This is a genomic window from Streptacidiphilus fuscans (assembly GCF_015690355.1).
In the GTDB taxonomy this organism is placed as follows: domain Bacteria; phylum Actinomycetota; class Actinomycetes; order Streptomycetales; family Streptomycetaceae; genus Streptacidiphilus; species Streptacidiphilus fuscans.
On record NZ_JADPRT010000015.1, the window covers coordinates 108,932 to 122,476 of the forward strand.

Annotated in this window: 15 protein-coding genes; 7 read left to right on the forward strand and 8 right to left on the reverse strand. The window is 70.6% G+C overall.

What is annotated here, in order from left to right:
• Positions 1-21 precede the first annotated feature (21 nt).
• The 8 genes from I2501_RS29730 to I2501_RS29765 form a co-directional block, all read right to left on the reverse strand.
• Complete coding sequence (locus tag I2501_RS29730; RefSeq protein WP_196197382.1) at positions 22-651, reverse strand: GNAT family N-acetyltransferase; 630 nt, start codon at positions 649-651, stop codon at positions 22-24.
• Between the two features lie 70 nt (positions 652-721).
• Positions 722-2,071: a hypothetical protein gene (locus I2501_RS29735; protein WP_196197383.1), complete on the reverse strand. Its 1,350-nt coding sequence runs from the start codon at positions 2,069-2,071 to the stop codon at positions 722-724.
• 81 nt (positions 2,072-2,152) lie between these two features.
• Positions 2,153-2,659 carry a SigE family RNA polymerase sigma factor gene (locus tag I2501_RS29740; RefSeq protein ID WP_196197384.1) on the reverse strand — a complete coding sequence of 169 codons (507 nt, stop codon included), beginning with the start codon at positions 2,657-2,659 and terminating at the stop codon, positions 2,153-2,155.
• A gap of 267 nt (positions 2,660-2,926) precedes the next feature.
• Positions 2,927-3,472: a DinB family protein gene (locus tag I2501_RS29745; protein WP_196197385.1), complete on the reverse strand. Its 546-nt coding sequence runs from the start codon at positions 3,470-3,472 to the stop codon at positions 2,927-2,929.
• A gap of 95 nt (positions 3,473-3,567) precedes the next feature.
• Complete coding sequence (locus tag I2501_RS29750; protein WP_196197386.1) at positions 3,568-4,326, reverse strand: bestrophin-like domain; 759 nt, start codon at positions 4,324-4,326, stop codon at positions 3,568-3,570.
• A gap of 16 nt (positions 4,327-4,342) precedes the next feature.
• The gene (locus tag I2501_RS29755; protein WP_196197387.1) at positions 4,343-5,761 is read right to left on the reverse strand and encodes a family 2B encapsulin nanocompartment shell protein; all 1,419 of its coding nucleotides are present in this window, start codon (positions 5,759-5,761) and stop codon (positions 4,343-4,345) included.
• Between the two features lie 340 nt (positions 5,762-6,101).
• Complete coding sequence (locus tag I2501_RS29760; RefSeq protein WP_328806738.1) at positions 6,102-6,911, reverse strand: alpha/beta hydrolase; 810 nt, start codon at positions 6,909-6,911, stop codon at positions 6,102-6,104.
• Positions 6,912-6,997: 86 nt separating this feature from the next.
• Positions 6,998-7,444 carry an Lrp/AsnC family transcriptional regulator gene (locus tag I2501_RS29765; RefSeq protein ID WP_328806739.1) on the reverse strand — a complete coding sequence of 149 codons (447 nt, stop codon included), beginning with the start codon at positions 7,442-7,444 and terminating at the stop codon, positions 6,998-7,000.
• Positions 7,445-7,590: 146 nt separating this feature from the next.
• Between I2501_RS29765 and I2501_RS29770 the strand changes: the two genes are divergently transcribed.
• From I2501_RS29770 to I2501_RS29800, 7 genes are all read left to right on the forward strand, one after another.
• A complete protein-coding gene (locus I2501_RS29770; protein WP_196197388.1) occupies positions 7,591-8,403 on the forward strand; it encodes a tryptophan 2,3-dioxygenase in 813 nt (270 codons plus the stop codon).
• A complete protein-coding gene (gene kynU / locus I2501_RS29775) occupies positions 8,400-9,632 on the forward strand; it encodes a kynureninase (protein WP_196197389.1) in 1,233 nt (410 codons plus the stop codon). Before I2501_RS29770 ends, kynU begins: the two co-directional genes overlap by 4 nt.
• A 254-nt stretch (positions 9,633-9,886) precedes the next feature.
• The gene (locus tag I2501_RS29780; RefSeq protein WP_196197390.1) at positions 9,887-10,912 is read left to right on the forward strand and encodes an EamA family transporter; all 1,026 of its coding nucleotides are present in this window, start codon (positions 9,887-9,889) and stop codon (positions 10,910-10,912) included.
• A 98-nt stretch (positions 10,913-11,010) separates the two neighbouring features.
• Positions 11,011-11,277, forward strand: a complete 267-nt coding sequence (locus I2501_RS29785) for a hypothetical protein (protein WP_196197391.1) — start codon at positions 11,011-11,013, stop codon at positions 11,275-11,277.
• A gap of 236 nt (positions 11,278-11,513) precedes the next feature.
• The gene (locus I2501_RS29790; protein ID WP_408022800.1) at positions 11,514-12,602 is read left to right on the forward strand and encodes a chitinase; all 1,089 of its coding nucleotides are present in this window, start codon (positions 11,514-11,516) and stop codon (positions 12,600-12,602) included.
• A 189-nt stretch (positions 12,603-12,791) separates the two neighbouring features.
• Positions 12,792-13,016 carry a hypothetical protein gene (locus I2501_RS29795; RefSeq protein ID WP_196197392.1) on the forward strand — a complete coding sequence of 75 codons (225 nt, stop codon included), beginning with the start codon at positions 12,792-12,794 and terminating at the stop codon, positions 13,014-13,016.
• 50 nt (positions 13,017-13,066) lie between these two features.
• The gene (locus I2501_RS29800) at positions 13,067-13,543 is read left to right on the forward strand and encodes an NUDIX domain-containing protein (protein ID WP_196197393.1); all 477 of its coding nucleotides are present in this window, start codon (positions 13,067-13,069) and stop codon (positions 13,541-13,543) included.
• Positions 13,544-13,545: the final 2 nt, after the last annotated feature.

The following is a 13,545-nucleotide window of genomic DNA, read 5'->3' on the forward strand; positions in this document are numbered from 1 at the left end:
CCCGTACTGACCGCCTACGGCCTACAGCCGCGTGCTGCGGCCCATCACCACCAGGCCGGGCACCGGGCGGGCCAACTCCGAGAAGCCGAGCCGGTCGTAGAACGCGCGCGCGGACACGTTGGCCGCGCCCATCGCCAGGTGGACAGCGTCGACGCCGCGCTCGCGCAGCGCGGCGAGGTAGGTGTCCATCAACCGCCGACCGAACCCGCGCCCCTGCGCCTGCGGCATCAGGTCGATGTGCAGATGGGCCGGGTACGCGTCGGCGATCGGGCTCAGCATCACCTCCGGGCGGCGCAGCTCACTGCCCCGTCCGCCGTCGTCGGGGTAACGGTCGACCACCTTCGGCAGCCACTCGTCGCGGTAGCGGGCGACGAAGCGGCGCGTGTCGGCCGTGCCGAGGATGTAGCCGAGTGCCCTGTCGCCGCCCTCCCCGTCCGCCCCGTCCGCCGCGTCCGCCGCGTCCGCCGCGTCCGCGACGACGAACGCGAGCTCGGGCTCCAGCGCGAGGTACGGGCCGACGAAGATGTCCGGCAGGATCCTCGGGTCCGGGTACAACGAGCTCGCGTCCGCACCGTTGTCGCCGGTGCGGACGCAGATCTCGTACAGGTCCTCCCAGTCGTCCGACCGGTACGGACGGATGCTCAGCTCCATCCCGCCAGGCTAGACCGGACCGGACCACTGCGTGCCGTCTCGTGCACGGTCGCGCAGGGTCACGCAGGGCTCAGCCGAGGCTGCTCCACAGCGTGCTGGTGACGAGCGCCTTGAGCTGGGCCATGGTCAGCACCGGTTCGGCCCGGTCCGCCGCCACGCCCTGGGTCGGGGCGTTGAACTCCATGGCGACCACCCGCAGGCCGTCGGGGTGCAACACGTCCGCGATCCACTGGACCGCGCCGCTGCCGCCCTTCTCCGCGGGGTTCTCCGACACGACCAGCTTGCTGCCGTCGGGCAGCACCGTGGCCCCGGCGTAGAGCTGGGCGAGCGTCTGCGCGTCCGTGGTGGGGTTCCAGTGCTGGTAGTTGATCCCGATCAGACCCACGCCGCCGGTGCCGTCGGAGAGCTGCTCCTCGGCGTAGCCGGTCTGGGTGTCCTCGTGCAGCGCGGTGACACCCTTGGGCAGCAGCGCGTTGACCGTGTTGAGGATGGCGTCACCCGTCGGGCCCTGCGGAACGGCGACCGGCGGGGCCGTGGGCGCGGGCAGGGCCGCGAGCAGCGGCTGCCAGGCGCGGTCGGTGACCAGCGCGCGGAGCTGTGCGGCGTCGAGCGGAGGGGTGGGTCGGGAGACGGACGCGCCCTTCTCCTGCGGCGCGTTCCACTCCGAGACCTGCACCTCCTGGCCGTTCGGCCTGACCAGCGTGGCGCCCCAGTCCTTGGTGCCGGTGCCGCGTGAGGGGTACTCGTAGCCCTGGTCGACCACCAGCCGGGAGCCGTCCGGGAGCGTTTCGCTGCTGCAGACGTCGTTGGGCGCGTAGACGGGATCGACGCACCCCGGCACCGAGGCCCCAGGAGCGACGTGGTTGAGGCCGAGCTCGATCAGGGACGCCCCATGGGAGTCGTCGTAAACGACGCTCGCCAGCGGCGCGATCATCCCTCCCCCCAGGCCCCAACGTCCCTGCAGAGAACCGAACGTGGCGCCCTTGGGCAGCAGGCTCTCCAGCGTCCTCAGCATGGCGGCGGCGTGGTCGGGCGTCGGCTCGACGCTGACCGGCGATGTCGACGTCGACTGCCCCGTCGACGCCGACGGGGCAGCACGCCGTCCCGCCGAGGCGGCCTCGGCGCGCTGCTGACCCGTGCCGTGCCCGAGCAACGCGGGTGTGAGCGCCCCGCCCACGGCGATCAGCGCCAGCGCCGCCGTCCCGCCCACGATGGCGAGGTTGCGGCGGTGACGCCGCCGGTGACCGTCGGCGACACCGCCCGCGACGAGGTCGGCGAGGTTGTCGGGAGTGAAGGCCGCACCGGCGCTGCGCAGCTGCTGCAACAGCGGGTCGCCGGAGGCCTGTTCGTCATCTCGGTCCGGGTCGGGAAGGGAGCCGGAGGTGGAGGCGGGCAGGGATTCGGGTGTGGAATCGCGCATGGAAGGTCACCGTCTCTCTGGGAAGCGGGACGTGCGGGCGTCGCGGGAAGTCGCGGGAGTCGCAAGTGGGCAGGAGCGAGGTCAGGCGGTGGACAGGTCCGTCAGGGAGTCGCCGAGGACCGCGCGGAGTCTGACCAGGGCACGCGAGCTCTGGGTCCGCACCGCTCCGGCACTGATCCGGAGCACGCGCGCGCTCTCCTCGACACTGCGGTCCTCCCAGTAGCGGAGGACCAGCACCGTACGGTCGCGCGGATGCAGGCGCGAGAGCGCGTCGAGCAGCGTCAGCCGGAGCGTGGCGTCCCCCTCGGCCGCCACGTTCTCGGGCAGCTGCCCGGTGGGTTGCTCGCCCGCGCTCCGGCGACGGCGATGGCTCAGGAAAGCGCGCACCAGCACCGTGTGCGCATAAGCCGCCGGGTTGTCGGCGCTCGCGACACGGCGCCACTGGGCGTACATCCGGCCGAGCGTCTCCTGGACCAGGTCCTCGGCCAGATGCCGGTCGCCGGCCGTGAGCAGGCACGCCGTCCGGTACAGCGCTCCGGCTCGCGCGGTCGCGAAGTCCAGGTACTCCTGCTCATCGGTCCCGTTCATCGACCGCCCGCATCCACGCCCCCACCACTGCCGCGTTTTCTGGCCCGTGCCGTCCCTGGCCTGTGCTGTGCTTGGCCCGTGCACCCCGGCGTTCCGGGTGATGTGCACTGCTGCCTGATTGACGCGGATGACCCCACGGGACGTTACAGGTGGCGGCAAAAAAGCCAGGAAAGTCAGCGAGGACGGAAAACCGGCGCGCAGAAGCCCCCGGCCGGATCCGGTCGGGGGGCTCTGGCGCAGCAGGTTTGAGGGAGCGTTCGCTCCGGGTCAGTCGTTGGGGCGGAGCTGCTCCGGGCTGAGGAGTTGGAAGGCGGTGGCACCGTCTGTCGCCTCGCGCAGGATGTCGGCGTGGCCGGCGTGGCGGCCGATCTCCTCGATCAGGTGGAGCAGGATCCACCGGGCCGAGCGCTCGGCGCCCTTGGGGAACCAAGGGCGGTCCGGCAACGGGACGGTGACCTCCAGGTCGGGAAGTCCGCCGACGATCTCGGCCGTCTCGGCGGCGACCTCGTCCCAGAACGTCAGGACGTCGCCGATCTCCTCGCCCTCCACCAGGCGGAAGGAATCGGACCAAGTGCTCGTGTCGCGAGTGACCAGCGGCTCGCGTCCGGCCAGGATCACCCGGACCCAGTTGCTCTCCATCTCGGCGAGGTGCTTCACGAGCCCGCCGAGAGTCAGCTCACTCACGGTGGGCTGGGCGGTGAGCTGCTCGCGGCTCAACCCGCCGACGGCCCGGCGCACCGCCGCGCTCTGGGCCTCGACGAAGTTGAGCAGGGCGTCGCGCTCGTCCTTCTCTTCGATCACAACAGTCGGCATGGGGACCACCTTTCAGAACATCAATGCTTCGCTCTCGGTGGTCCCCACGCTAGAGGGGAACTAGGACAGTTTCTGTCCTCCTTGCTCCGGGTTTCTCATCGTGGCGGGGGCAGTCGTTCCAGGAACACCTGGAACGCGGTCGGATCGACGTGGGTCACACCGGTGAACGGGTAGTCCATCTCCTTGATGAGCAGCAGTGACACCACGACCAGAGCAGTCAGGGTGAGCACCATCAGCCCGTGGGCGAGGGTGTTGGACAACCCGAACAGATAGGTGAAGCCGACCGTCAGCAGCCCTCCGGCGAGCAGCGCCACCCACATGATCACCGGCACCGAGTCCCCCACCTCGTTGAGCCGCGCGCGGCGCTCCGAGGCGAGGTCCTCGACGTGGGTCACGGCGTGCTCGTAGAGCACCTGCTCCCGGGGGGTCGAGGGGTTGAAGCTGAAGACCTCCGAACGCATCTCGTAGACCAGGTCCGTGGCCTGCGAGCTGCTCTCGTGCTTGGTCATCAGCGGCCACTCGGTGTCCTGCACGACGTGCGCGTACTCCAGCGTGTTGTGCTCCAACTGCGCGCCCAGCGGCAGCGGAAGCTCGCGGGAGATCCAGTAGACGCCGGCCAGGGCGTCGGCCTCCTTGAAGGTGGTCTGCTTGGCGGAGTCCAGGTTCTGCCAGACGGCGATGACGACGAAGGCCAACAGCACCGCGTACATCACGCCCACGGCGGCGAAGATGAACCCCGCCACGTCGTTGTGGCTCTCCCGCAACCGGTGCGGGACGAAGTGCTGCAGCAGCCACAGCAGCACCGCCGAGGCCACCAACGTGGCCGTGAGTATGAGGATGTCGCTCCAGCTCACGCTCGGTCGCCGTCCCTCAGTCCCGGGGCCGGGCGACCTCGACGTTCTCCAGCACCCCGAGCGCGTCGGGGACGAGCACGGCGCAGGAGTAGTAGGCGCTGACCAGGTACTGGATCACCGCCCGCTCGTTGATGCCCATGAACCGGACGGACAGACCGGGCTCGTACTCGTCCGGCAGCCCCGTCTGGTGCAGGCCGACCACTCCCTGGTCGTCCTCACCGGTACGCATCACCAGGATCGAGCTGGTGTGCCCGCCGTTGACCGGGATCTTGTTGCACGGGAAGATCGGCACCCCGCGCCAGGCCGGGATCCGGTTGCCCGCGACGTCCACGTCCTCCGGGTAGAGCCCGCGCCGGTTGCACTCACGCCCGAAAGCGGCGATGGCACGCGGGTGGGCCAGGAAGAACTTGTTGCCGCGGCGACGCGCGAGCAGCTCGTCCATGTCGTCCGGGGTGGGCGGGCCGCCGTGGGTGTGGATGCGCTGCTCGTAGTCGGCGTTGGCGAGCAGCCCGAACTCCGGGTTGTTGATCATCTCGTGCTCCTGGCGTTCGCGCAGGGCCTCGACGGTCAGCTTGAGCTGCTGCTCGATCTGGTTCATCGGCTGGTTGTAGAGATCGGCGACCCGGGTGTGCACCTGGAGCTTGGTCTGCGCGACGCTCAACTCGTACTCGCGCGGCGCGAGTTCGTAGTCCACGAAGGTGCCGGGCAACTCCGGCTCGCCGTCGTGACCGGCGGCCAGCTCGATCGCCGCCTGCCCATGCTTGTCCTGCGCGGCAGCACCGGCCGCCTCGAACGCGGACAGCTGCGCCCGCAGTTCGGGCGACCGGCCGACCAGGTCCGTGAAGGCCTGACGCGGGAGGGACAGCAACGTGCCTGCGGTGGCGGCCTTCGCCGTGTACTCCCACAGCGCGTCGTCGCGCAGCAGCGCCTCGTCGCCGAAGTGGTCGCCGTTGGCGAGGACGCCGAGGACGGCAGCGCTGTCCCCGAACTTGCCGGTGCCCACCTTCTGCACCTTGCCGTGGGCGATGACCAGCACGTGGTCGACGACTTCGCCGTACTCGGCGATGACCTCGCCCGCGGCGAAGTCCCGCTGGGTGAAGCGCGAGGCGAGCTCGGTGAGGAGCGCGTCCTCCCCGAAGCCGCGGAGCGGCGGCAGCTCCGCGAGGCTCGGCGGCACGATCCGGGTCTCCGCCCCGGTCTGTGCGAAGCTGAGCCGGCCTCGGCCGGTCGCATAACTCAGGCGGCGGTTGACCCGGTAGGTGCCACCGGACACCTGCACCCACGGCAGCATGCGGAGCAACCACCGAGAGGTGATGCCCTGCATCTGCGGCGGGGTCTTGGTCGTGGTGGCGAGGTTCTTCGCGGCGGCGGTACCGAGCGCAGTCGGCTCCGCCGAAGCGTCTGACTGGGCGTCAATACCTGCGTCGACGGTCATGCTTGGGGTCCTCCCCTGGAGCCCTGGAGTTGATCGACACCTCCAGGGTGGAGGGCGGGGAGGGGCGGCGGCTATTACCCGAAAGAGCGTGACTGCGCGCGATCAGCGGTGGGTATCAGGGCAGGTAACGGCCGACGCGCAGGGCGCGCTCCCCCGAGCGGTTGCACCATCCAGGGGCGCGGGGCTCTGCTGATATGCGGCTCCGCCGCGTGGGCGCGACAAGCCACCCTGCGAGGAAACACACCGAACGCGCAGGGCCATCCGCTCGTCAGTGGTTTCTCGCGCAGTTCCCCGCGCCCCTGGATAGTGCAACCGCCTGCCTGCGCAACGTACTTCCTGGCTACGCCTCCAGCGCGGAGCGCACGTGCGGCCAGGCGGAGCTGCTCGGGTCGATGAGACCGTAGTGCTCCATGTCCGGCAGTTCCACCAGCCGGACCTCCTCGCCTGCCTCGCGCGCCATCCGCGCGTACTCGCGCGACATCGTCACCGGCACCACCACGTCGTCCACGCCGTGGACAAGCGTCACAGGCACGCCGAGAGGCAACTGCGCCGCGGGGTCGCAGTCCGCGTAACGGGACGCCAGGGCGTCCACCGAGCCGCCCATCATGTCGTGGGCCGCGCCGCCGCCCAGGCGCCACTCGTCCGCGAGGCGGAGCGACGCGCAGCCCGCCAGTGAGACGACCGCGTCCGGGCGGGACTCCGTGCGCCACGGCGAGCCCGCCGGGAGGCGGTGCCGCGCGGCGGCCCACAGCGCGAGGTGGCCACCGGCCGAATGGCCCACAAGTACCGTACGGTTGGGGCGGAAGCCCAACGCCGCCGTCATCATCGGCAGGGACTCGACGCAGACCGCGACGTCGTCGAAGATCTCCGGCCAGCCCGTCGTCCGCCGGTACTCCGGCACCGCGACCAGGTAGCCCTCGTCCGCCAACGCCCGTGCCAGCAGCGCGGTGTGCTGACGGTCGTAGGCCGGACGCCAGAACCCGCCGTGGAGCAGCACGACCAGCGCCTTCCCCTCGCCGCCCTGGCCGCCGCCCGACCCCGCGCCGCCGCCCGGCAGCAGGAAGTCGACGACCTGGTCCGCGTGGCCGCCGTAGGCGCGGGACTTGTCGGGCGTCAACCGCAGCTCGCTCAGCGCGTCCTCGTCCAGCACGTCGGTTCCCCTCCAGATTCGGGCCTGGTCACGTCTTCACGCCTCTGCACCTCTCCGCCTCGGCGCATCTGTGCCGGAGCGGGCGCTCACACCGGCTCGACCGGCCGCCAGCGGAGCGGGGTCGACAGGATCATCGTGCTGGACGGCTGCCCGTACTCCGCCAACCGGTCGATGAGCCCCTCGAACTCAGCCATCGTTGCCACAGCGACCATCAGCACGCAACAGGCCCCTCCGGTGACGCGGTGCAGTTGCAGCACTTCCGGCCACTCGGTGACCGCAGGGTCACGCAGCACGCAGCGCGGGCCGTAGCACTGGACCTGGACCAGCGCGGTGACCACGCGACCGGCCCGGTTCAGGTCCACCTCCGCGTGGTACCCGCTCAGCACACCCGTCGACTCCAGCCGCCTGACCCGCTCGGCCACCGCCGGGGCGGACAGGTTCACCCGCCGCGAGAGCTCGTTGAAGGACAGGCGCGCGTCCTCCTGAAGTTCGGCCAGCAGCCGACGGTCCACCGCGTCCAGCACCGCACTCACCTCACGCTTTGTGTTTGCAAACCACTATCGCGAATCTGCCTTGCCAAGGCTAAGCCGAACGGCCCAGTCGCGGTTCGTTGCCCATTCAGCAGAAGGCCGCCGCGCAGCAGAATGGCAGTGCCCCACCGCGCCGGAAGGACCACACCATGCCTGCGACGCCCTCCGTTGCAACCACGCTCCCCGAGGCGACCACACCCAAGGTCGACTTCGGCGAGCCCACCACGCCGTACGCGGCGTACGCCGGGATCGACACGCTGCACAGCCTGTTGCACCCGCTCAGCAAGGAGCCCGCGGAGACCTCGTTCATCGTCGCCACACAGGTGATGGAGCTGCTCTTCGGCCTGATACGGCACGAGTGGACCCGCGCCCAGCACGCGCTGCGCGCCGACGACCTGCCCGAGGCGACCGCCGCGCTGCGGCGGGGCCTGGACGCGCAGGACGTCCTCGTCCGGTCCTGGGACCTGCTCTCGACGATGACGCCGGTGGAGTTCTCGGCGTTCCGCCCGGTGCTGGGCGAGGCGAGCGGCTTCCAGTCGTACATGTACCTGCATCTGGAGTTCCTGCTCGGCAACAAGGAGGAGCGCCTGCTGCGCCTCTACGCGGGCAGCCCGCAGGTCCACGCCGACCTGACCCGCACGCTGAACGAGCCGAGCCTCTACGACGACGCCGTCGCCTACCTGGACCGACGCGGGGTGGACACCACGGACGCGAAGGCCGCCTGGCTCTCCGTCTACACCGACTCGACGATGCCGCACGCCCGCGAGCTCCAGGGCCTCGCCGAGTTGCTGCTCGACGTCGCCGAGCGGGTGACGCAGTGGCGCCAGCGCCACCTCAGCGCGGTGAAGCGTTGCATGGGCGCGAAGCCGGGCACCGGCGGCTCCAGCGGCCTCACCTGGCTGCGCAAGGCAGCGGAGACGGATGTCTTTCCGGACCTCTGGGCCGTCAGGAACGAGCTGTGAGCCAGGGGGCGGGGGCTCCCACCCGCGAGGACGCGCTGGCGCTGGACGCCGTGGACCCGCTGGGCGGGTTCCGCGAGCGGTTCACGCTCCCCAAGGACGTGCTCTACCTCGACGGCAACTCGCTGGGCGCGCTGCCCGCCCACACCCCCGAGCGCCTGCGCCGCATGGTCGAGGAGGAGTGGGGCAACGGCCTGATCCGCAGCTGGAACGAGGCCGGCTGGTACGACCTGCCGCGCGGCCTCGGCGAACGGCTGGCTCCGCTGGTCGGCGCCGCGTCGGGCCAGGTCGTCGTCTGCGACTCGACGTCGGTGAACCTGTTCAAGGTGCTCACGGCCGCGATGCGGCTGCGTCCGGGCCGTTCGACGCTGATCAGCGAGGTGGGCAGCTTCCCGACCGACCTCTACATGACCGAGGGCCTGGTCCCGGCCCGCCGCCGGCTGATCGGCCGGGACGGGGACTCGCTGGCGGACCTGCTCGACGACGACACCGCGGTGGTCCTCCTCTCCCACGTCGACTACCGCACCGGCCGTCTCCAGGACATGGCCGCGGTGACCGAACAGGTCCACGCGGCGGGCGCGTTGATGGTCTGGGACCTGTGCCACTCGGTCGGCGCGCTGCCGATCGAACTCGACGCCTGCGGTGCGGACTTCGCCGTCGGCTGCGGCTACAAGTACCTCAACGGCGGCCCCGGCGCCCCGGCCTTCCTCTACGCCGCCGCCCGCCACCACGACGCGGCCCGCCAGCCGCTGACCGGCTGGTTCGGCCACGCGGAGCCGTTCGCGATGTCCCCGGACTACGCCCCGGCGACCGGCATCGGCCGCTTCCTGACGGGCACCCCGCCGCTGCTGAGCTTCGCCGGCCTGGACGCGGCGCTGGACGTCTGGGCGGACGTCGACCTCGAACGGATCCGCGCCAAGAGCCTGAGCCTGACGTCGTTCTTCCTCCGTCTGACGGACGCACTCGGCCTGCCGACGGTCACCCCGAGGACGCCTGCGGAGCGCGGCAGCCAGATCTCCCTCCGGCACGAGGGCGCGTACGCGGTGGTGCAGGCGCTGATCGCACGCGGCGTGATCGGCGACTTCCGCGCCCCGGACGTGATGCGCTTCGGCTTCACCCCGCTCTACGTCTCCCACGCGGACGTCTTCGACGCAGCCGAGGCCCTCCGCGAGGTCCTCGCCTCCGGCGAATGGCGCGATCCACGCTTCGCCCAGCGGGGCGCGGTGACCTGAGGACGTTCGCCCTCGGGTAGTTGCACCGCCAAGGGCGCTGGGATTCTGAAGAAGAGCAACCGTGCACCTCAGGGGCGCGGGGAACTGCGCGACAAGCCACCCACACAGGTAGCACGCCGAACGAGCAGGGCCATCCGTATGTCAGTGGTCTCTCGCGATGTCCGGGAGGTGCAACTGACCGCCGCGCCGACGACAGCAGCATCGCCGTGAGACACCCCTGTCGCTTCCGCACGGGCGCTGTCACAATGCGACTCATGCACAGCCCTCGGCGCTCCTTCGGTCTCCCCCTCGCGCTGGTCAGCGCGTTCTGCTTCGGTGGCTCCGGCGTTGCCGCCAAACCGTTGATCGAGGCCGGGCTGAGCCCTCTGCAGGTGGTCTGGATCCGGATGGCGGGCTCCGCCCTCGTGCTGCTGCCGGTCGCGATCCGCCACCGTGACCTACCGCGACGTCAGCCGTGGCTGCTGCTGGGGTTCGGGCTGCTGGGCGTGACGCTCGTGCAGGTGTCGTACTTCTTCGCCATCTCCCGCATCCCGGTCGCCATCGCGATGCTGCTGGAGTACCTCGGCCCCTCGCTGCTGCTCGGCTACGTCCGCTTCGTGCAGCGGCGCCCGGTGACGCGTGCGGCGGCCTTCGGCGCACTGACGGCGACGGTCGGCCTCGCGCTGGTGGTCGAGGTGTGGACCGGGCTGGGCGGGCTCGACCCGATCGGCGTGCTCTTCGGGTTGGGCGCGGCGGTGTCCCAGGTCGGCTACTTCGTGATCTCCGAGAAGGCCGGGCGCAGCGCCTCCGCCGCCCCGAAGGACCGGATCGATCCGATCGCCCTCTCCGCGTTCGGCCTACTCATCGGCGCCTTGGTGATCACGCCGCTGGCACAGCCGTGGACGCTGCCCTGGCACGTGCTGGGCGGCGACGCGACGATGAACTCGACCCGCGTCCCCGCGATCGCGCTCGCGCTGTGGATGGTCCTGATCTCGACCGTCGTCGCCTACCTGACCGGCGTCACGTCGGTGAGCCGCCTGTCCGCACCGGTCGCATCGGTGATCGCGTTCCTGGAGGCGATCTGGGCGACGGTGCTCTCCTGGGTCCTGCTCGGCGAACACCTCGCCACGCCACAACTGTTGGGCGGAGCGCTGGTGCTGATCGGGGCGTTCATCGCCCAGACCAGCCGTCCCTCGGAGCCGAGCACGCCCGTCGTCGTCTCCACTCCCACAGGCGCGCCCGACAACGCGTCCGCCGGGACGCAGGCCGACCCGGCCCCGTCGGCGTCGACTCCGCACTGACCCTGTCCCTACACCTCCTGACCTGCCCCCCACGCCCTGCCTGACCCGACTGCCCGTCCCGAGGTGCGGGGCCGGGCAGTCGCGCGCATCGTGGTGCCATGACTGCGATGACGACGAACGGCACCCAGGGCTTCCGCCCCAACACCCGGTTGCTGGCGGTCGGCGCGGCGATGACGGGATTCGGCTCGATGGTCGTCGCCACCGGCGCGACCCTCGTCGGCCTCTCCCTGATCTCGGCCGGGCGCCGCTGGATCCAGACCTGGGAGACGCCTCCCAGCGAGATGGCCACGCGCACCCTGAACCAAGCCAAGATGGCCCGCCAGGCCGGCTTGGACGCCTGGCGCACGGGGCCGTCAGTGAACTGACCGCAGCCCTTTACAACCGCATACCGGCAACGCGCCGGGACCCCCGCAGCAAAGCGGGCGTCCCGGCGCGTTCGCATGGTCGGACGCTCTCCTGACCGGGTTCCTGCGCGGTTCCGGTTCATGCTCATGTTCATGTAAGAAGTGGTGCCGGACTTCTTGACGGCGATTCAGGCCAGGGCTACGTTCCCTCCTCAAAAGATAGGAAAGTTTCCTAACAGGAACCGCCGGAGGCCCCCTTGCGTCCCACCGCACGCCTGCGCGCCGCCCTCGCCGTCACGGCAGCCGCCGTCACCACACTCGGCGCCACCGCCGTCGCCCAGGCGGCCGACACCACCGCACCCGCCGCCCCGGTCACCGCCCACGCGACCGGGGCGGCCGCCATTCGGGCCACCGCGGTCCCCTCGCACCTCTTCGCGCCCTACATGGAGGCCTACACCAGCGACGACCCGGCGACCATCGCCGCCAAGTCCGGTGCCAAGTGGCTGTCCATGGCCTTCCTGCAGACCCCGTCCAAGGGCTCCTGCACGCTCGACTGGAACGGCAACTCCTCGCAGCCGATCGCCTCCTCGACCTACGGCTCGTCGATCGCCAAGATCCAGGCCAACGGCGGCGGCGTCATCCCGTCGTTCGGCGGCTACTCCGCGGACACGGACGGGACCGAGCTCGCGGACAGTTGCACCAACGTCAGCACGATCGCCTCCGGCATCGAGCACCTGATCACCACGTACAACCTCTCCCGCGTCGACTTCGACGTCGAGGCCAACTCGCTCACCAACAGCGCGGGCATCGACCGCCGCAACAAGGCGATCGCCAAGGTCGAGGCGTGGGCGGCGAGCAACAAGCGCTCCGTGCAGTTCTCGTACACGATGCCCACCAACACGAACGGCCTGGACTCCGGTGGCCAGGCGGTGATGAAGAACGCGGTGGCCAACCACACCCGTATCGACGTGGTCAACATCATGACCTTCGACTACTACGTGGGCACCACGCAGGAGATGGCCAAGGACACCGAGACCGCCGCCCAAGGCCTGGTCAACCAGCTCCACACGCTCTACCCGAGCAAGTCCTCCAGCCAGCTGTGGGCGATGGTCGGCGTCACCGAGATGCCGGGCATCGACGACTACGGCAAGGGCGAGACGTTCACCACGGCCGATGCCACGACGGTCTACAACTGGGCTGTCAGCAAGGGGATCGACGAGATCTCGATGTGGGCGGCCGAGCGCGACAACGGCGGCTGCCCGGGCACCGGCGGCTCCGACTCGTGCTCCGGGCTCTCCCAGTCCAGCTGGTACTTCAGCCACACCTGGGAGCACTTCACCAACTGACGGTCAGTCCGCTTGACTGCCACCGCTGCCGGGGCCGTCGTCCGCCAGGGCGCGGCCTTGGGCGGTTAGCCCGGCGAGGGCCGCGAGGTGCGTCTCGAACGCCTTGCCTTGCGGCCCTTCGCCCCCGCGTCGAAACGGCGCGTCGAGCGGCTGCCAGGCGCTGTCGGTCCCTGCTGAGACGATGGGGACATGAAGATGCCTCGGACCACCTGCGCCCGCTGCGGCAGGAACGTGGCCGCCATACCGGCCGGAGTCGCCGGCCACTGGAACGCCGCCCGCCACGACGAGCCCCACCGGGGCGCCCGCGACCTCCTGGTGTCCTGCGTCGGCAGCCTCAAGCCCGTGGACCTGGAAGACCTCGTCTACCAACTGGCCTTCGGCGAGCAGGACGACGCCGCTCCCACGATCTTCTGAGCCCTGCTCGACTCCCGCACGTCCCCAAGCCCGCCGAAGGACTCCGCCGCATGCCCGGACGACGCGACTACTACGACGACCCCGCCGCGCCGCGTGCCACCAGCATGGTTCCCTCGGTCAACGTCATCGTCTGCGACCCGGACGGCCGGATCCTGCTGATCCGCCGCACGGACAACGGCAACTGGGCGGTCCCGGGCGGCGCGATCGACCTCGGCGAGTCCGCCCCCGAGGCGGCGGTGCGCGAGACCCGCGAGGAGACGGGGGTCGAGTGCGAGATCACCGGCCTCTCCGGCGTCTACACCGACCCGAGGCACGTGATCCACTACACCAGCAACGACGAGGTCCGCCAGGAGTTCTCACTGGTCTTCACCGCCCGCCCCGTGGGCGGCCACACCCGCCCCAGCCCCGAATCCAGCGAGGTCCGCTGGGTCGCCCCACAGGATCTGCCGTCCCTCACCATCGACCGCTCCATGCGCCTCCGGCTCAGCCACTACCTCTCCAGCACGGACGGCCCCCACCTCGGCTGAGC

Bases quoted from the DNA above. Each gene is read 5' to 3' on its own strand.
- I2501_RS29730 (WP_196197382.1), bottom strand. From the start codon at position 651: ATGGAGCTGAGCATCCGTCCGTACCGGTCGGACGACTGGGAGGACCTG.
- I2501_RS29735 (WP_196197383.1), bottom strand. From the start codon at position 2,071: ATGCGCGATTCCACACCCGAATCCCTGCCCGCCTCCACCTCCGGCTCC.
- I2501_RS29740 (WP_196197384.1), bottom strand. From the start codon at position 2,659: ATGAACGGGACCGATGAGCAGGAGTACCTGGACTTCGCGACCGCGCGA.
- I2501_RS29745 (WP_196197385.1), bottom strand. From the start codon at position 3,472: ATGCCGACTGTTGTGATCGAAGAGAAGGACGAGCGCGACGCCCTGCTC.
- I2501_RS29755 (WP_196197387.1), bottom strand. From the start codon at position 5,761: ATGACCGTCGACGCAGGTATTGACGCCCAGTCAGACGCTTCGGCGGAG.
- I2501_RS29770 (WP_196197388.1), top strand. From the start codon at position 7,591: ATGCCTGCGACGCCCTCCGTTGCAACCACGCTCCCCGAGGCGACCACA.
- I2501_RS29780 (WP_196197390.1), top strand. From the start codon at position 9,887: ATGCACAGCCCTCGGCGCTCCTTCGGTCTCCCCCTCGCGCTGGTCAGC.
- I2501_RS29785 (WP_196197391.1), top strand. From the start codon at position 11,011: ATGACTGCGATGACGACGAACGGCACCCAGGGCTTCCGCCCCAACACC.
- I2501_RS29795 (WP_196197392.1), top strand. From the start codon at position 12,792: ATGAAGATGCCTCGGACCACCTGCGCCCGCTGCGGCAGGAACGTGGCC.
- I2501_RS29800 (WP_196197393.1), top strand. From the start codon at position 13,067: ATGCCCGGACGACGCGACTACTACGACGACCCCGCCGCGCCGCGTGCC.